Source organism: Mesorhizobium sp. WSM4822, assembly GCF_055811155.1.
Genome location: NZ_JBVVQM010000010.1, coordinates 148,661 through 166,629, shown reverse-complemented (window position 1 = coordinate 166,629; position 17,969 = coordinate 148,661). Strand labels below are relative to the sequence as shown.

Here is a 17,969-nt window from a genome sequence, read left to right as displayed (position 1 = left end):
TAGTGCAATTCCCCGGAAAACACCAGCCCAATTCACCAGCCGGCTTTTCAGGCCCAAAATGGCAGGTTTATCCTTGTCAAAGCCATTTCTTCCATTTGAAGAAGGCGATCAGCCCGAACGCGACAAGCGCCATGAACAGCAGCGACAAGGGATAGCCATAATAGGCCTTCAGTTCCGGCATGTTCCAGGGCGAAGACTCCGGGTCGAAATTCATGCCCCAGATGCCGACCAGGAAGGTGAGCGGCATGAAGATGACCGATACGATGGTGAGATAGCTGATGACGTCGTTGGTGCGCGCCTGGCTCAGCGACAGGTGCATCTCGATCAGGCCGGTCAGCATGTCGCGCTGGGTTTCGACCAGTTCGATCAGCCGCAGCGCATGGTCGAGCGTGTCGTTGAGGAAGATCTTGGTCTCGGCCTTCACGTAGGGCACGTCGTTGCGAATCAGCGTCGCCAGCGCATCGCGCATTGGCCAAAGCACGCCTTTCAGCACGTTGGCGTCGCGCCGCAATTCATGCAGCTGCCGCATCTGATGCTTGTGCGGCGAATGCAGCATCTCGTCCTCGATGCTGTCGACCGTATCGCCGGCGGCCTCGATCGGCGGAAAGTAGCTGTCGACGATGGCATCGATCAGCGCATAGGCGAGGTAATCGGCGCCGCGGGCGCGCAGCCGGTTGGGCGCCGAACTTTCGATGCGCTTGCGCACCGGATCGAACGGATCGCCTTCCCGCTCCTGGAAGGTGACGACGAAGTTGCTGCCGAAGAAGACGGCGATCTGCTCATAGCGATGCGAGGTGACGTCGTCGATCATCCTGACGACGACGAAGGCATGGTCCTCGAAGAAGTCGACCTTCGGCCGCTGGCCGGTGTTGACGACGTCCTCCAGCGCCAGCGGATGCAGGCTGAAAATGCGGCCGATCTCCTCGATCAGCGGGATGTTGGCGAGGCCGGTGCAGTCGAGCCAGAGGACCGGCCATTTGTCGCAATGGGTGTTGAGGTCGTCGATGCTGGCATTTTCGATGGTCTTGAATTTTTCGGGCGAGATCAGCGTCAGCCTGAGTTCGCTGCGACGCGCCGAGGGGTCGGCGATCAGCGTGCCAGGCGACGCACCGACCGGCGGCCGGCGCGTTTTCACCGGCGCCCGTTTGTTCACCGCTTCGGCCTTTGCCATGTGCCCCTCGAGCGTAAAGTCGAACTGAAGTTAGACGAGAGCCGTCACCCGGCAAAGACCCGCTTGGGCTTGAACATGCCTTGCTCGATGGCACCGATGGCGACCAGCTTGCCGCGCGCCGTGGCGCAGGCTTCCTCGGCTTCCACCGGTGCATCGCGGCCGCGGATGATGACTGGGTTGCCAAGGCGGATCTTGGTCGCCGCATCGTCGCTGATGGCGATCTGCGGCAGGCAATCGAGGGCAGCCGATGTGTCGACCAGGAGCGCATCGATGGCATCGAAGTCGATTGGCACTTCCACCTTGTCGGCAGCCTCTGCCGTGTCGGCGGCTACCGTAGCGTCGGCGATATCAGTCGCGTCCGCGTTTCCCTCCACCACGCCGAAACGGGCAGCTTCCAACTCGGCGATGGTAACGAAGTCCTCCGAGGTGAACGGTTCGACCTCGACCCGGCGCAATTCGCTGATATGGCCGAAACAGCCCATGTCGCGGCCCATGTCGCGGGCCAGCGAGCGCACATAGGTGCCCTTGCCGCATTCGACCTCGAAAACAGTGTGGTCGGCGCCATGCTCGACAACGTCCAGACGGCCGATCTCGATCTCTCGCGCGGGTATGTCGACCGTCGCACCGTCGCGGGCCAGATCATAGGCGCGCTCGCCGGCGATCTTGATGGCCGAGAATTGCGGCGGCGTCTGCATGATGACGCCGGTGTATTTCGGCAGCAGGGCGAGCACCTCGGCTTCCGACGGACGCAGATCGGACTCCTTCGTCACCGGACCTTCGAGGTCATCGGTGGAGCGCTCCTGCCCCCATGCGACGGTGAAGCGATAGATCTTGGCGCCGTCCTGCACGTAGGGAACGGTCTTGGTGGCCTCGCCAAGCGCGATCGGCAGCATGCCGGACGCCAGCGGGTCGAGCGTGCCGGCATGGCCGGCCTTTTCGGCCTGGAACAGCCATTTGATCTTGGAGACGGCTTCGGTCGAGCCCATGCCGACCGGCTTGTCCAGGATCAGCCAGCCCGAGATCGGCCGGCCCTTCTTCTTGCCGCGGCGCGCCACTATTCGGTGTCCTTGTTGTCGTCTTTGTCCTGGTGCGCGTTTTGCTGGTCCTCAGGATCCAGATCGCGCGCCACTTCCGGCGATTTCAAGAGGTCGTTGATCCTGGCGAAATTGTCGAAGGAGGTGTCGAGCTTGAAGCGAAACTCCGGCATGAATTTCATCTGCCGCAGCGCGCCGGAGACACGGCCACGGATGAATTTCGCATGCTTGTTCAGCGCCTCGACCACCGCATCGGTATCCTTGGCGCCGAGTGGCGAAACGAAAGCGGTAGCGACCTTCAAATCGGGCGACATGCGCACTTCCGAGACCGACACCACGGTGTTCTCGATCAGCGGATCGATGATCTCGCCGCGCTGCAGGGTTTCGGACAGCGCATGGCGCACCTGTTCGGCGACGCGCAGCATGCGCTGGGATGGGCTGGATGTGGTTGGACGGGGCATTTTTCTCTATCCTGAAGCGTGAGGCGCGGGATGGGACCGTGCCGCATGTCTCATATGGGTCGTTCTCAATAGACCTCGGGCGGCGGCCTTTCGGCCACCGCCCGGTATGGACAAGTCACTCGAACTCAGAGTGTCCGGGTCACCATCTCGACGCGGAAGCACTCGATGACGTCGCCGACGCGCATGTCTTCGTAGTTCTGGAAGGCCATGCCGCACTCCTGGCCGCCGGGGACTTCCGAAACTTCGTCCTTGAAGCGCTTCAGGGTCTTCAGCGTCCCTTCGTGGATGACGACGTTGTCACGGATCAGGCGCACACCCGCGCCACGCTCGACCTTGCCTTCGGTGACACGGCAGCCGGCGATCTTGCCGACCTTGGTGATGTCGAAGATCTCGAGGATCTGCGCGTTGCCGATGAAGGTCTCGCGACGCTCCGGCGACAGCAGGCCCGACAGAGCCGCCTTCACGTCATCCACGAGGTTGTAGATGATCGAGTAGTAGCGGATCTCGATGCCAGCCGCCGCTGCGGCGGCACGCGCCTGGACGTTGGCGCGGACGTTGAAGCCGATGATCGCGGCACCCGAAGTCTCCGCCAGCGACACGTCGCTTTCGGTGATGGCGCCGGCGCCGGCATGGACGATGCGCGCACGCACTTCGTCGGTGCCGAGTTTGTCGAGTGCGGCGTTGATCGCCTCGATCGAGCCCTGCACGTCGCCCTTGATGACCAGCGGAAATTCCTTCAGCCCGCTTGTCTGCAATTGCGACATCATCTGCTCGAGCGAACCGCGCTGGCCGGCATGCTTGGCAACCGCCTTCTCACGCGCCAGCCGCTGGCGGTATTCGGTGATCTCGCGGGCACGGGCCTCGTTGTTGACCACGGCGAAGCGGTCGCCGGCCTGCGGTGTGCCCTGCAAGCCAAGCACTTCCACCGGCATCGCCGGCGGCGCTTCCTTGATCTGCACACCACGATCGTTGACCAGCGCACGCACCCGGCCCCATTCGTTGCCGGCAACGAGGATGTCGCCCGGCATCAGCGTGCCGGTCTGCACCAGCACGGTGGCGACGGGGCCACGGCCCTTGTCGAGCTGGGCTTCAATGACGACGCCTTCGGCGGTACGATCCGGATTGGCCTTCAGGTCGAGAATTTCGGCCTGCAGCAGGATCGCCTCGAGCAGCTTGTCGAGGTTGGTGCCCTTGGTCGCCGACACTTCGACGTCCAGAACTTCACCGCCCATGGATTCGACGAAAACCTCGTGGCGCAGCAGTTCGGAGCGCACTTTCTGCGGATCGGCATCATGCTTGTCGATCTTGTTGATCGCTACGATGATCGGAACGCCGGCCGCCTTGGCATGGCTGATCGATTCGATCGTCTGCGGCATGACGCTGTCGTCGGCGGCAACCACCAGGATGGCAATGTCGGTCGCCTGGGCGCCACGAGCACGCATCGCCGTGAAGGCGGCGTGGCCGGGCGTGTCGATGAAGGTGATCTTGTGACCGTTCTTCTCGACCTGGTAGGCGCCGATATGCTGGGTGATGCCGCCGGCTTCGCCGGAGACGACATTGGCGTTGCGGATCGCGTCGAGCAGCGAGGTCTTGCCATGATCGACGTGACCCATGATCGTCACGACCGGCGGACGCGAAACCAGATCCTCGGCATTGTCGGCGATGTTGAACAGGCCTTCCTCGATGTCGGACTCGGCGACGCGGCGGACCGTGTGGCCGAATTCGGTAGCAACCAGCTCGGCCGTGTCGGCGTCGATGACGTCGCCCGGCTTCAGGATCTGGCCCTGCTTCATGAAGAACTTGACCAGGTCGACCGCGCGCTCGGACATGCGTTGCGCCAGTTCCTGGATGGTGATGGTCTCTGGCAGGATCACTTCGCGCATGACTTTCTCGCGCGGCTCATTGTGCATCGCGCGCTTGAATTTTTCCTGGCGGCGACGCATCGACGACAGCGAACGGGCTCGCGCGTCTTCGTCGGACAATGCTGAATTCAGCGTCAGCTTGCCGCGGCGGCGGTCTTCCTCGGCCTTGGTCGGCTTGGCCGGACGCGCCACTTCGGGCGTGACCGGACGGCGCACCGGTGCGCCGGCACCAACACGCTTCGGCTTGGCCACTTCCTCGTCATCGACCGTTGCCAGTTCGGCAGCCAATGGCGCGCGTCGACGGGCCTCTTCCTCAGCCCGACGGCGGGATTCGGCCTCGGTCTGCAACCGCGCCTCTTCCTCGGCCTGGCGGCGTGCGGATTCATCGCGTTCGCGCTTGCGGCGCTCTTCGTCCTCAGCGCGACGCTTGGCATCCTCGGCGGCGCGCTGGCGGTCCTCGACCTCGCGAACCTTCGAGCCCTCGAGCGCCCTGCGGCGCGCTTCCATTTCACTGCGCGACAGTTCGTTCAGCACCATGCCGCTGCGTTCGACCGGGGCCGGCGGCGGTGGTGGCGCCTTCGGTGCTTCCGGCACGACGACGGGTGCGGCCACGACCGCCGGCTTCGGTGTGAAGACGGGGGCGGCAACAGGCTCCGGCTTGTCGCCGGGCATCGAGAACTTGCGCTTCTTGGTTTCGACGACGACCTGCTTGGTGCGGCCGTGCGAGAAGTTCTGGCGCACAGTGCCCTGTTCCATACCGGGGCGCTTCAGCGTCAAGGTCTTCTTCGGCGTCACACTCAGCGTATTGTCGTCACCCGATTTCGTATCGCTCATTCCATATCCTCTGCGGCATCATCTTCGTCAGCAACAGCCGCAAGCATTGCCAGATCGTCCGGGGAACCGCCCCGATACCGGTCGAGCGCAACCATGCGCTTCTGGACCGCCCTGCCCGCGTCTCCCGCGAGAACGGCAGCATGTATCACATTTGTACCCCCCAATGCCAAGCTCAACTCGGCCTCGGAGAAAAGTTTGTAGGCAAGGATGGCGGGCCCGCCGAGATGGACTGTCGCCCGTCGCGCCTGGCTGATCTTGCGCACGCCGTCATCGGACGCCTCGGTCGCGTGGAGCACGAAAAGCGCCAATCCGCCGCGAACAGCACTTTCGACCTTGGTAGCACCAAGCGAAATTGCGCCTGCCTTACGGGCAAGACCAAGCATGCCCAGAGCGTGCCTGGAAAGCAGCCCGTCGATCATGCCGCCAAGATCGGGCGGCACGACCACCTGTGCCTTGAAGGCGCGGGCAAAGAGGTTCTTCGCCGCAGCCTTGTCGATATGTAGGCGGTCGGCGCTCACCCAGCAACCGCGGCCGGGCAGATTTCTCTTGATGTCGGGAACGACGGCCGAATCCGGGCCGACGACGAACCGGATCAGGTCATCCGGTTCGGCTTGTTTGCGCGTAACGATGCAGGTGCGATCGTTCATCTCGTCCAGGGGCGGGTTCGGTGCGATGCGGTTTCACCTCACGCACCAACGGCTTCGTCAGCCGAGACTTCTTCGGCTGCAAGCTCGTCTTCGGTGATCCAGCCGGCCTTGAGGCGGGCGGCCAGAACCATCTGTTCGGCGTCCGCGCGGGTCACGCCATGATTGGCCAGCACGCCCGGATAGACCTTTGTCTCGCCGTCCTTGCGTTCCTTCCAGCCGGTCAGGTCGTCGGCGGCATAGCCGGCGAAATCCTCGATCGTCTTCACGCCGTCCTCGCCAAGCGTCACCATCATGGCGGTGGTGACGCCGGGGATTTCGCGCAACTCGTCCGAAACACCGAGCGCCTTGCGCTTGTCATCGTGCTCGGCCTCGATCTTCTCCAGATATTCGCGGGCGCGGGTCTGGATTTCCGAAGCGGTGTCCTCGTCGAAACCGTCGATCGAGGCGATCTCGCCGGAATCGACATACGCGACTTCCTCGACGCTGGTGAAGCCTTCGGAGGCCAGCACCTGGCCGACCATCTCGTCGACGTCGAGGGCTTCCATGAACAGCGACGAACGCTCTACGAATTCCTTCTGGCGACGCTCGGATTCTTCGGCCTCGGTGAGGATGTCGATATCCCAACCGGTCAGCTGCGAAGCCAGACGCACGTTCTGGCCGCGGCGGCCGATGGCCAGCGACAGCTGGTCGTCGGGAACCACGACTTCGATGCGCTCGGCATCCTCGTCGAGCACGACCTTGGCGACTTCCGCCGGCTGCAGCGCGTTGACGATAAAGGACGCCGCCGAAGGCGACCACGGAATGATGTCGATCTTCTCGCCCTGCAATTCGCCGACGACGGCCTGGACGCGGCTACCGCGCATGCCGACGCAGGCGCCGACCGGATCGATCGAGCTGTCGCGCGAGATAACGGCGATTTTGGCGCGCGAACCTGGGTCGCGGGCGACCGATTTGATCTCGATGATGCCGTCATAGATTTCCGGCACTTCCATGGTGAACAGCTTGGCCATGAACTGCGGATGGGTACGCGACAGGAAGATCTGCGGGCCGCGCTGCTCGCGGCGCACATCGTAGACATAGGCGCGGACGCGGTCGCCATATTTGTAGTTTTCACGCGGGATCAGCTCATCGCGACGGATGATCGCTTCGCCGCGGCCGAGATCGACGATGACGTTGCCGTATTCGACGCGCTTGACGGTACCGTTGACGATCTCGCCGATGCGGTCCTTGTACTCGTCATACTGGCGGTCGCGTTCGGCCTCGCGGACCTTCTGCACGATGACCTGCTTGGCCGACTGGGCAGCGATGCGGCCGAAATCCATGGGCGGCAGCTGTTCGGCGATGAAGTCGCCGAGCTGGGCGTCGGGATTGCGCTCGCGAGCCGAGGAAATGGCGATCTGCGTGGCGTAGTCATCGACCTTCTCGACCACTTCCATCAGCCGCTGCAGCTTCATCTCACCGGTGTTCGGGTTGATGTCGGCGCGGATGTTGGTCTCCTGACCGTAACGCGAGCGCGCCGCCTTCTGGATCGCATCGGCCATGGCGGCGATGACGATCGACTTGTCGATCGACTTTTCACGCGCGACCGCGTCGGCGATCTGCAGCAATTCAAGTCTGTTGGCGCTTACAACCATCGTTTTTCTCCGGAGCTTGTTTGCCGGGCCTTTGCGCCCGGCAGCTCAATCATAGTTCCTGTTCGTGGTCTTCCGTGGCGTCCGCTTCCGCACCCGACTCGTCGTCGTCCGGTTCGCCGCGGCGCTTCTTGGCTTCCTTGCGCGCCCTGTTGTCCTTCGACAGGGCATCGCGGATGAGATCGTCGGTCAGGATCAGGCGCACGTCGGCAATCGCATCGTAGGGGACACGCACCGTCGGCTCCTCGCCATAGGCTGCCTTGTCGCGCTCGATCAGCACATCGTCTTCGCCGGCTTCGGCGATCTTGCCCTTGAAGCGCTTGCGGTCGGCGACGACCATCGATGTTTCCATCTTCACCAGATGACCCGTCCAGGTCGTGAAATCCGATTTACGGACCAGTGGCCGGTCGATGCCGGGCGACGAGACTTCGAGGTGATAGGCCTTTTCGATCGGATCATCGACGTCGAGCGCCGGCGACACCGCGCGGCTGACCTCTTCGCAATCCTCGACGGTCATGGTGCCGTCCTCGCGTTCGGCCATGATCTGCAGCGTCAGCCCGTTCTGGCCCGACAGATGCACCCGCACGAGGCGGAAGCCGATGCCGCGCAGAACCGGCTGGACGATCAGCGCGATGCGCGCATCGATGCCGCTTTCGCGGATGATGCGATCGTCGCCCTCGCTTGCCGTTGCAGTCATTGAAGCCCTGTCGTTCTCTACCAAGTTATCGGCAGGTAATAAAAAAGAGCGGGACCGGGTGGACCCACTCTTCGTCATACCGACCAAGAATTTGAGGCTGATATAGACGATGACGGCCTGTGTTTCAAGCCCGCTGTGCTGGTCGGGCAACGCCGCCATCGAGGCGGCCCACGCCAGCGTTGCATGGGGCGCATGGCGCCTATGCGGCGACACCCATGGGATCGGCGCTGAAACGCGCCTATTTATGTTGCGCTGCACAAATGTGGCCGTGCGCCATACGTGCGCGAAAGGACATGATCATGAGCAATCGCAAGATATTTTCTGCAATAGGCGACTTCTTCACCGTATTCGGCAGCGCCGTGGCCGCTTCACGGGCCGTGGAAGCCGGTCGCAGGCCGCGCGCCGACGACCTGCGCAATCTCGGCGTCGAGCCTGCCGCCTTCGATCGCATCGGCCGCCGCTTCTAGCTTTGACGCAATTCCGGACGGAAAACCGTTTCACACTTTTCCTGGAATTGCTCTAAGACCGCGAGCCTATTTCCGAATGAAGGTCAGATAGGCCGGCCGCCGTCCCTCGCGAATGGCCTTGGCCTCATAACGGGTGCCCGGCCAACCTTCATAGGAAAGGTGCCAGTCCGCCGCCTCGCAAGCCTGCCATGCGAACGCGCCATGCGCGCGGCAATGCAGCAGGGTCCAGTTGACATAGGTGTCGATGTCGGACGCGAAGCGGAATTTTGAACCAGGCTTCAGCACACGCGCGAACCGCTCGAGATTGACCGGGCTGACGAAGCGCCGCTTCCAGTGTTTCTTCTTCGGCCAAGGGTCGGGATAGAGCAGATCGATGCCGTCGAGCGAGGCTTGCGGCAGCCAGTCGAGCAGCCTTGTGGCGTCGTCGTCATAGACCCGCAGATTGGCGAGTGGTTTCTCGCGCACCGCCATCATCATCTTGGCCATGCCGTTGACGAAGGGCTCGACGCCGATAAAGCCGATCGAAGGCGCCTCGATCGCACGATGCAGGAGATGCTCGCCACCGCCGAAGCCAATCTCAAGGCGAACCGCGCGGACATCCGTCTCAAACAGAGCGTGCAGATCAGCCGGCGGTTCAGCCGTCAGATCGAGCCGATATGTGCCAAAGCCGCTTTCCAGTGCGGCCGCCTGCTGCGGACGCATGGTTTTGCCGCGCCGGCGACCGAAAAAGGCTTCGGTCGCGCGGCTTGGTCTGTCCTTCGGATCCATGGTGGGACTTTGCGGCGCCGCTGTCAGGCGGCGACCGCGTCCTTGAGCGCCTTGGCGAGATCGGTCTTTTCCCAGGAGAAAGACCCATCACGGCCGGCCTTGCGGCCGAAATGGCCGTAGGACGACGTCTTGGCGTAGATCGGTTTGTTGAGATCGAGGTGACGGCGGATGCCCGACGGCGACAGATCCATCACCGTGCGCAGCGCGTCCTCGAGCTTTGCCTCGTCGACCTTGCCGGTACCGTGCAAGTCGACATAGACCGACAGCGGCTGAGCAACGCCGATGGCGTAGGAAAGCTGGATGGTGCAGCGGTCGGCGAGCTTCGCCGCCACGACGTTCTTGGCCAGGTAGCGCGCCGCATAGGCCGCCGAGCGATCCACCTTGGTGGTGTCCTTGCCGGAGAAGGCACCGCCTCCATGGGGTGCGGCACCACCATAGGTGTCGACGATGATCTTGCGGCCGGTCAGCCCGGCATCGCCGTCCGGCCCGCCGATGACGAACTTGCCGGTCGGATTGATGTACCACATGCAGTTGTCGGCGATCTTCAGCTCGCCCAGCGCTTCCCGGATATAGGGTTCGACGACCTTGCGGACCTTCTTCGAATCCCAGCTCGCATCGAGATGCTGCGTGGACAGCACGATCTGCGTCGCCTCGGCGGCCTTGCCGTCGACATAGCGAACGGTGACCTGGCTCTTGGCGTCCGGGCCGAGCTTGCCGGCTTCACCGCTGCCTTCGTGACGGGCGGCAGCCAGCAGTTCGAGGATCTTGTGGCTGTAGTAGATCGGCGCCGGCATCAGATCCGGCGTCTCGCGGCAGGCGTAACCGAACATGATGCCCTGGTCGCCGGCACCCTCTTCGCCCTGACGGTCGGAGGCATTGTCGACGCCCTGGCCGATGTCAGGCGACTGGCCGTGCAGCAGAACCTCGATCTTCGCGGTTTTCCAGTGAAAGCCGGCCTGCTCGTAGCCGATTTCGCGGATCGCCTTGCGGGCGACCGACTTGAACTTGGCCGGATTGACGACCGAATGCCCAGCGGCATCCTTGAGAATATTGCCCGCCTTGTCCCTCTTGAGCAGCGTGTCGGGAACACGCACTTCGCCGGCGATGACGACACGGTTGGTGGTGGCCAGCGTCTCGCAGGCGACACGGACTTTCCACGGGTCCATGCCGGTCTTCTTGGCTTCGCGATACACCAGATCGACGATCTCGTCGGAAATCCGATCACAGACTTTGTCGGGATGGCCCTCGGCAACGGATTCCGAGGTAAAGAAGTAGTTCTGCCGCGTCACGGGTGTCCCCTCTTGAAAAACGATCGGCAGGCTGCCGATTTTGGCGCGCCACGTGTTAGCGGGGCGAAGCGCCGCTCGTCAAGCGGTGCTTCGGCTCTGGCATGAATGTCGATGCAGTTATCTTGTGCCACCAGCGGCAAGACGCCGCCGGTGCTGGCGTGATTGAGGATCAGTCGGGATCGTCGGCGGAGAGGGACTTGACCAGGTCTATAATCCTGCGGCGCACCTTGGCATCAGCGATCTTGACAAAGGCCCGGTTGAGCTGAAGGCCTTCAGGGCTGCCGCAGAACTCGACAGCGAAAGCCATCGACGCGTCCTCGGCAAATCCACGGCCCGCCACGGGCTCCTGGCCGGGCGCATCCTCGAAAAAGAAGGCGACCGGCACGCCGAGTATGGACGCTATCGCCTGCAATCGGCTGGCGCCGACGCGGTTGGTGCCCTTTTCATATTTCTGAATCTGTTGAAATGTGATGCCGAGGTTTTCTCCCAGCTTTTCCTGGCTCATTCCCAGCATGTTGCGGCGAAGCCGGATGCGACTGCCAACATGGATGTCGATCGGATTCGGTTTCTTCTTGTTGTCTTCTGTCATTTTTTCCTCGCCGAATTTTTTCGGCTTTCTCTATTTTTTCTTGCCCAAACAAAGCCGGAGGCAACTGCCCCAACAGAACGATCCACCGGCTTCGAGAAATTTTCAGGCACTTACAGTATGAGTTTCTAATGTGTTGGCTGTCAATTCACCCGTAGCCTTTGCCTTACGTTCAACAGCGCTGCCCCAACGGCAAACAGCAACATGATCAGCATTCCGTTAATGCGCCGTTGGCCGGGAGATATGAGCGCCTGTCCGGAAATCGGTATGTGGGCATCGATGGCGCCGCGTGCGTCGATCGCAAGCGCATCGACGATGCGCCCACGCGGATCGACGACGGCCGAGATGCCGTTGTTGGCAGCACGTACCAATGGCAATCCATTTTCCACCGCGCGGATCTGGGCCTGCCTGAAATGCTGATACGGACCCGGCGTGTCGCCGAACCACGCATCGTTGGTAACGTTCACAATAAGCTGCGCTGACGCAGCGTCAACTGCCACAAGATCGGGAAAGATCACCTCATAACAGATAAATGGCAGCGCACGGATGCCATCGGGCAGCGTGATGGCGTGCCGCTCATTGCCGGCCGCGAAACTCATCGGCCCGGCAACCAGTTGCTCGATGCCGAAACGCTGGAGCAGATCGGCGAAAGGCAGGTATTCGCCGAACGGCACCAGGTGAACCTTGTCGACGGCGTCAGCGATTTCACCCTTGTCGTCGATCGCCACCACGGAGTTGTAGTAACGGCTGTCGGCATTCGCGGCCGAACCGCCTTCCTCGCGAACGACGCCGGCAATCAGCATCTGGCCGGATCCGAGCATGTCTCCCAGCGCCGTCAATGCGTCCGGACGCTCGGTGAAGAGGAAAGGCACCGAGGTTTCGGGCCACAGGATCAGCTGCGGCTTTTGATGGCCTGGGTCCGGCGCCTTGGCCGAGAGCCCCATCAGGACCGCGAAGATGCGGTCGCGCACCGAGGCATCCCATTTTTCCGACAGGTCCACGGCCGGCTGAACGATGCGGACATCCAGGCTGCGTGAAGCTGGCGGTTCGGGAGCGCCAAGCCTGACATAGCCGAAGCCGACATGGGCGGCGGCGAGCATGACAAACAGTGCCGCGCCGAGGCGCAGGTGCCGACGTGCCGCCAGCAGTGCCGGCAGTGCGAAGACGAACACGGCGAGCGCGTTCATGCCGATCATGCCCGTCACCGAGACGCTCTGCATCAGCAGCGGCACGGGCATGGCCGCGTAGCCGACGGCATTCCAGGGAAAACCGGTGAACAGGAAATCGCGCAGCCATTCCGCCAGCCCGAAGCCGAAGGCAAGGGCGGCGATGCGGCCAATGTCGTTGCTCCACAGCAGCCGGGCTACGATTGCAGCAAAGCCGTAGAAAAAGGCGAGCATGAAAGGAATGCCGACCACGGCGAAGGGGAGCGCCCAGGCAAAACTGTCGGCCTCGACCAGCAGCGCCGAGCCGATCCACCAGAGGCCGGCGAGGAAATAGCCGAAACCGAACCACCAACCGACGGCAAAAGCCGGCCGCAGACGCCGGAACAGGCTGCCGGAAGCTTCGCCGGTGGCGCCGTCGAGCAGCCAGACCAGCAGCGGAAACGAGACGAAACAGGCGGCGAAGAAATCGTAAGGCGCCTGCCCAAGCACGGCAAAAGCGCCCGCGAGAAACGCCACGAGCGCACGCCGCCAACCCCAAAGCAGAATTATCCGGCCGGTGAGGCGCTCCATGCATACTTCCGAGTCGCGAATCAGGACACAAGATTTAACAGGCTGCGCTCCGCGCTCCAAACGGGCGGATGGCTGGCTGAGATGCACAGCTCCGGCCCTGCCCTACCGGTGCCAACCCTCGATTTGAACGCCCCCCAGCCGCTCGGCCTCCTCGCGCGGAACCGAACGGATGGTCTGCGTGAAGGTCCAGACATGGCCCTCGGGGTCGCGGGCACGATACTGGCGCTCGCCGTAGAACTGATCCGCCGGCTCCTGGATTATCTCAGCGTCGGTCGCCCGCGCCTGCTCGCAATGCGCATCCAGGCCGCCCTTCAGCCTGACATAGATCGACTGCATGTTCCTGCCCGAGACCGAAGCCGGGCTGGCGACATAATCGCTCCATTCGGAATCGACGATGATGTAGCTGTCGCCGAATCGCATCTCTGCATGGACGAGTTTTCCCTCGGCATCGCTGACCACCATGCTGCGCTCGAAGCCAAATGCTGCTTCAAGCCAGTCCAGCGCGGCACGAGGGTCCTTGTAGAAGACACCGGACCCCAGACTTGGATGCTTGAACGGGTCGTCGACAGTCATCGGGCGAGCGTGACGCTCACGCCTGTTCGGTGCGCGCGGTGGCGCGCCGGCGGCGCTCACCCTTCTGGCTCTGCACGATGCGCACGCGCTTGACGCGGCGCGGATCGGCATCGAGGACGTGGAATTCGAAGCCGGGTATGGCCTGCACCACCTCGCCGCGGGCCGGAACACGGCCAAGCGTGTTGAAGATCATGCCGCCGATCGTGTCGACATATTCGCCATGTTCACCGGCGGCGAAATCCCCGCCGATCATCTTGGCGACGTCGTCGATCTCGGCCTTGCCGTCGACGATGAACACGCCGTCGCCGCTTTGGGTGATCATCGGCTCGTCGTCGTCATGCTCGTCCTCGATGTCGCCGACCACCATCTCGACGATGTCTTCCAGCGAGGCGAGGCCGTCGGTGCCGCCATATTCGTCGATGACCAGCGCCATCTGGGTGCGCGTCGTCTGCATGCGGCCCATCAGGTCGGAGGCAAGCATCGACGGCGGCACGAACAGCACCGGGCGGATCAGATTGAGGTCGCCAATGGTGCGTGCGAGGTCGACCTGGGCAAGATCGAGAACCGTGGCAGCGGGGGTTTTCCTGGTCGTGCGGCCCTTCTTGACGCGCGCGATCTTGGTGATGTGGGCCAGCACGTCACGGATATGGACCATGCCGCGCGGATCATCGAGCGTCTCGGAATAGACCGGCATGCGGGAATGGCCGGATTGTTCGAAAGTGCCCAGGAGATCGCCGAGCGTCGTCGTGATTTCGACCCCCTGAATGTCGGCGCGCGGTACCATGACGTCCTCGACGCGCACTTCGCGCAGCCGCAGGATGTTGTTGAGCATGGCGCGTTCGCCGGGCGAGAAGGCGCCGGCATCGCTCGTCGTCTCGGCAAGCGCGCCGGCAATTTCCTCACGCAGGCTGGTTCCGTTTCGTTGCCGAAAGAGGCCCAGAACGCGGTCGAACAGGGAGGGACCGGCAGGCAACGTCTCGCTGGCAGCGCTGCCAGCACCGGCAACAGCAGAGGTACTGTTAGCACCAGAGGTAACGGTACTCGGACTTGATCCCTCTTCCGACGTGTCGGAAGCCTTGGTCGCACTGCCGGCGTCGGGGCGGGCGGCAGTTTCTGGTTTGTCGTTCATCGTCGTCCGGTCAATTGATCAGATGTAGTTACGCGTAGGGGTCGGGAATGGCAAGCCTTGCAAGCGCCGCGCGTTCGACGGCTTCCATCGCCTCGGCTTCAGTGTCGGTCTCGTGATCGTAACCCAGCAAATGCAGCAGGCCGTGGATGACGAGATGGGTGATATGGTTCTCGACAGGCTTGTCTTCCAGTGCCGCTTCACGCGCGACCGTCTCGGCGGCGAGCACGATGTCGCCCAGCATCGGCGGCAACGGTCCGCCTTGCACAAACGGAAAAGCCGGGAAAGACAAAACGTTGGTCGGTTTGTCCTTGCCTCGCCAGCCGGCGTTGAGCGTCCGGATATGGGCGTCGTCGGTAAAAACGAGGCTGAGTTCGGAACGGCCCGCCACGCCGGTTTCGGCAAAAGCCGCCTTGACGGCGCGATCGACCAGCCGCGTCAGGCTTGCCTCGTCGGGCCAGTTGCCCGCCTCAACCGATATGTCGATGTCGACGGGAACATTCCCGTCGCCGGATGTTATGTCCTCAGGCATGAAGCCGCATCGTCAACATCAATTCTCGGCGCCGAGGCCGCGCGCCAGCTTGGCGTCCCGGTCGTAGGCCCTGACGATTTCCGCCACCAGCGGATGGCGGACCACATCGCCGTCGTTGAAGCGCACGGTGACCGCGCCCGCCACGCCGTCCAGCACCCGCAAGGCTTCGACCAGTCCCGATTTGGTGTTCGAAGGAAGGTCGATCTGGGTCGGATCGCCGGTGACGATCATGCGCGAATTTTCGCCCAGACGCGTCAGGAACATCTTCATCTGCATCGGCGTGGTGTTCTGCGCCTCGTCGAGGATGACGGCGGCATGCGCCAGCGTGCGGCCGCGCATGAAGGCGAGCGGCGCGATCTCGATCACTTCGGCGGCAATGGCGCGCTCGACCTTGTCGGCGGGCATCATGTCGTAGAGCGCGTCATAGAGCGGCCGCAGATAGGGATCGACCTTCTCCTTCATGTCGCCGGGCAGGAAGCCCAGCCGTTCGCCGGCCTCGACCGCAGGCCGCGAGAGAATGATGCGCTCGACCATGCCGCGCTCGAGCAGCATCGCCGCATGGGCCACCGCCAGATAGGTCTTGCCGGTGCCGGCCGGGCCGATGCCGAACACCAGTTCCGACCGTTCCAGCGCCCGCATATAGGCGTCCTGGTTGAGTGAACGGGCATAGATCGTCTTCTTGCGGGTGGCGATCTGGGCGGCGGAAACCTTGCCCTTGCGCTCCAGCGTCGGCAGGGTCAGCTGATCGTCGGCGGCGATCGCCATGCGCACGGCGCCGTCGACGTCGGACTGGCCTATATCGACGCCTTTCTGGAGAATGCCGTAGAGGTTGTCCAGGGCGCGGCGCGCCTGCTCGGCGGCCGACGCCGAACCCTTGATGGTCAGCTGGTTGCCGCGTGAGCGGATGTCGACGCCAAGCTTCTGCTCCAGCCTGGCGAGGTTTTCGTCGAACTGACCATAAAGGGCGCTGGCAAGCTTGTTGTTGTCGAAAGTCAGAACGATGTGCGCCATGTCAGAAGCCCCAGATGCCGGTACCGGGGGCAGGTTCTTCAGCTCTGCTGCGCTCAACCGTCTCTCCTCATCTGCCGAGACCCTCAGGCCAATTCGGCGAACAGGCTGTTGTAGCCCGTCTTCGTGATTCGCACCTGGATAATGTCACCGATTTCGCCGGCCTTTTCATCAACAATAACCGGCTGCAGCCAAGGCGAGCGGCCAACCTTCTGGCCGGCCTGACGGCCGGGCTTCTCGATCAGCGTGTCGATGGTGCTTCCGACGAGGCTCAAACCGAAATCCTGCTGCTGCTTCACAAGCAGAGCCTGCAGTCTCTGCAAGCGCTCGTCCTTGACCGTTTCCGGCACGTGATCGGACATTTCGGCGCCCGGCGTGCCGGGGCGCGGCGAATATTTGAACGAAAAGGCCGAGGCGTAATTCACCTGACGCACCAGCTCCATGGTCGCCTCGAAATCCGCCTCGGTCTCGCCGGGAAAGCCGACGATGAAGTCGCCGGAGAGCGCAATGTCAGGCCGCGCGGTACGGATACGGTCGAGCAGCGCCAGATAATCCCTCGCCGTGTGCCGGCGATTCATCGCCTTGAGGATGCGGTCGGAGCCGGATTGCACCGGCAGATGCAGATAGGGCATCAATGCCGGCAGATCGCGATGGGCCGCTATCAGTTCGTCATCCATGTCGCGCGGGTGGCTGGTGGTGTAGCGCAAACGCGCCAGCCCGGGGATTTCGGCCAGCCTGAACAGCAGGCGGCCAAGCCCCCACTCCTGACCGCTCCCGCCCTGGCCATGCCAGGCATTGACGTTCTGGCCGAGCAGCGTCACTTCGCGCACGCTGGCTTCGGCCAGGCGCTCAGCCTCCGCGACAATCTGCGCCACCGGCCGGGAGACCTCGGAGCCCCTTGTATAGGGCACAACGCAGAAGGTGCAGAACTTGTCGCAGCCTTCCTGCACGGTGAGGAAGGCGGTGACGCCGCGCTTGATGACCTCGGCCCGCTTGGGCTGCGGCAGGTGCTCGAACTTGTCTTCGATGGCGTAATCGGTCTCGACGATCTTTTCGCCGCCGCGCACCCGCGCCAGCACGTCCGGGAGCCGGTGATAGGTCTGCGGACCGATGACCAGGTCGACTGCCGGCGAACGGCGGATGATCTCGGCGCCTTCGGCCTGCGCCACGCAGCCGGCGACGCCGACCAGCATCTCACGGCCGGCCAGGGCACGTTCGGCTTTCATATCGCGGATACGGCCGAGCTCGGAATAGACCTTTTCAGCCGCCTTCTCCCTGATATGACAGGTGTTCAGCAGCACCAGGTCGGCCTCGCCAATGGCATCGGTCGCGGAATAGCCGTCGGCAGCCAGCGCATCGGCCATACGCTGTGAATCATAGACATTCATCTGGCAGCCATAGGTCTTGATGAAGACTTTTCTCGCTGCCGCGGGAAGCACCGCCGGCTGTCCAGCCGTAGTGCCGATGTCGTCGCTTTCTATCGTGTTCAAGTCCATAAGGCGGCTTCTAACGCCTTTCCGTGACAAAAAACAGACGATTCTCGGCCC

16 protein-coding genes and 2 pseudogenes are annotated in these 17,969 nt (G+C 63.0%); 1 reads left to right on the top strand and 17 read right to left on the bottom strand.

The window, feature by feature from the left end:
- Window positions 1-76 precede the first annotated feature (76 nt).
- The 8 genes and pseudogenes from corA to rimP all read right to left on the bottom strand — a co-directional run bounded on the left by corA (window position 77) and on the right by rimP (window position 8,337).
- Window positions 77-1,171, bottom strand: coding sequence for a magnesium/cobalt transporter CorA (gene corA / locus AC0L3E_RS22930; protein WP_127270701.1), 1,095 nt, complete (start codon window positions 1,169-1,171; stop codon window positions 77-79).
- Between the two features lie 44 nt (window positions 1,172-1,215).
- Window positions 1,216-1,455: pseudogene (gene truB / locus AC0L3E_RS22925) on the bottom strand (tRNA pseudouridine(55) synthase TruB); the annotation flags it as partial.
- Window positions 1,456-1,556: 101 nt separating this feature from the next.
- Window positions 1,557-2,226, bottom strand: a pseudogene (gene truB / locus AC0L3E_RS22920) (tRNA pseudouridine(55) synthase TruB); the annotation flags it as partial.
- Window positions 2,226-2,666, bottom strand: coding sequence for a 30S ribosome-binding factor RbfA (gene rbfA / locus AC0L3E_RS22915; RefSeq protein ID WP_128363877.1), 441 nt, complete (start codon window positions 2,664-2,666; stop codon window positions 2,226-2,228). The pseudogene truB (AC0L3E_RS22920) and the gene rbfA, both read right to left, overlap by 1 nt.
- Window positions 2,667-2,791: 125 nt before the next feature.
- Window positions 2,792-5,362 (bottom strand): translation initiation factor IF-2, encoded by a 2,571-nt coding sequence (gene infB, locus AC0L3E_RS22910; protein ID WP_127294040.1) that lies wholly within the window; start codon window positions 5,360-5,362, stop codon window positions 2,792-2,794.
- A complete protein-coding gene (locus tag AC0L3E_RS22905) occupies window positions 5,359-6,009 on the bottom strand; it encodes an RNA-binding protein (RefSeq protein ID WP_023811407.1) in 651 nt (216 codons plus the stop codon). Before AC0L3E_RS22905 ends, infB begins: the two co-directional genes overlap by 4 nt.
- Before the next feature lie 38 nt (window positions 6,010-6,047).
- A complete protein-coding gene (gene nusA / locus AC0L3E_RS22900) occupies window positions 6,048-7,643 on the bottom strand; it encodes a transcription termination factor NusA (protein ID WP_013527896.1) in 1,596 nt (531 codons plus the stop codon).
- A gap of 49 nt (window positions 7,644-7,692) precedes the next feature.
- The gene (rimP, locus tag AC0L3E_RS22895) at window positions 7,693-8,337 is read right to left on the bottom strand and encodes a ribosome maturation factor RimP (protein ID WP_127270712.1); all 645 of its coding nucleotides are present in this window, start codon (window positions 8,335-8,337) and stop codon (window positions 7,693-7,695) included.
- A gap of 299 nt (window positions 8,338-8,636) precedes the next feature.
- Between rimP and AC0L3E_RS22890 the strand changes: the two genes are divergently transcribed.
- Window positions 8,637-8,804, top strand: a complete 168-nt coding sequence (locus AC0L3E_RS22890) for a hypothetical protein (protein ID WP_013527898.1) — start codon at window positions 8,637-8,639, stop codon at window positions 8,802-8,804.
- 66 nt (window positions 8,805-8,870) lie between these two features.
- Here the strand turns inward: AC0L3E_RS22890 and trmB are convergent, their stop codons facing one another.
- The 9 genes from trmB to miaB all read right to left on the bottom strand — a co-directional run bounded on the left by trmB (window position 8,871) and on the right by miaB (window position 17,918).
- A complete protein-coding gene (trmB, locus tag AC0L3E_RS22885; RefSeq protein WP_127399232.1) occupies window positions 8,871-9,572 on the bottom strand; it encodes a tRNA (guanine(46)-N(7))-methyltransferase TrmB in 702 nt (233 codons plus the stop codon).
- Window positions 9,573-9,595: 23 nt separating this feature from the next.
- Window positions 9,596-10,861, bottom strand: a complete 1,266-nt coding sequence (gene metK / locus AC0L3E_RS22880) for a methionine adenosyltransferase (protein WP_473605677.1) — start codon at window positions 10,859-10,861, stop codon at window positions 9,596-9,598.
- Between the two features lie 169 nt (window positions 10,862-11,030).
- Complete coding sequence (locus tag AC0L3E_RS22875) at window positions 11,031-11,450, bottom strand: helix-turn-helix domain-containing protein (RefSeq protein ID WP_013527901.1); 420 nt, start codon at window positions 11,448-11,450, stop codon at window positions 11,031-11,033.
- 140 nt (window positions 11,451-11,590) lie between these two features.
- The gene (gene lnt, locus AC0L3E_RS22870; protein WP_127321193.1) at window positions 11,591-13,183 is read right to left on the bottom strand and encodes an apolipoprotein N-acyltransferase; all 1,593 of its coding nucleotides are present in this window, start codon (window positions 13,181-13,183) and stop codon (window positions 11,591-11,593) included.
- 102 nt (window positions 13,184-13,285) lie between these two features.
- On the bottom strand, window positions 13,286-13,756 hold the full coding sequence (locus AC0L3E_RS22865) for a VOC family protein (RefSeq protein WP_473605675.1): 471 nt from the start codon (window positions 13,754-13,756) through the stop codon (window positions 13,286-13,288).
- A gap of 16 nt (window positions 13,757-13,772) precedes the next feature.
- Window positions 13,773-14,885 carry a hemolysin family protein gene (locus AC0L3E_RS22860; RefSeq protein ID WP_128306962.1) on the bottom strand — a complete coding sequence of 371 codons (1,113 nt, stop codon included), beginning with the start codon at window positions 14,883-14,885 and terminating at the stop codon, window positions 13,773-13,775.
- A 28-nt stretch (window positions 14,886-14,913) separates the two neighbouring features.
- Window positions 14,914-15,414, bottom strand: a complete 501-nt coding sequence (gene ybeY / locus AC0L3E_RS22855) for an rRNA maturation RNase YbeY (RefSeq protein WP_127395544.1) — start codon at window positions 15,412-15,414, stop codon at window positions 14,914-14,916.
- An 18-nt stretch (window positions 15,415-15,432) separates the two neighbouring features.
- A complete protein-coding gene (locus AC0L3E_RS22850) occupies window positions 15,433-16,425 on the bottom strand; it encodes a PhoH family protein (protein ID WP_023758127.1) in 993 nt (330 codons plus the stop codon).
- Window positions 16,426-16,508: 83 nt separating this feature from the next.
- Window positions 16,509-17,918 carry a tRNA (N6-isopentenyl adenosine(37)-C2)-methylthiotransferase MiaB gene (gene miaB, locus AC0L3E_RS22845; RefSeq protein ID WP_473605674.1) on the bottom strand — a complete coding sequence of 470 codons (1,410 nt, stop codon included), beginning with the start codon at window positions 17,916-17,918 and terminating at the stop codon, window positions 16,509-16,511.
- Between the last annotated feature and the right edge of the window lie 51 nt (window positions 17,919-17,969).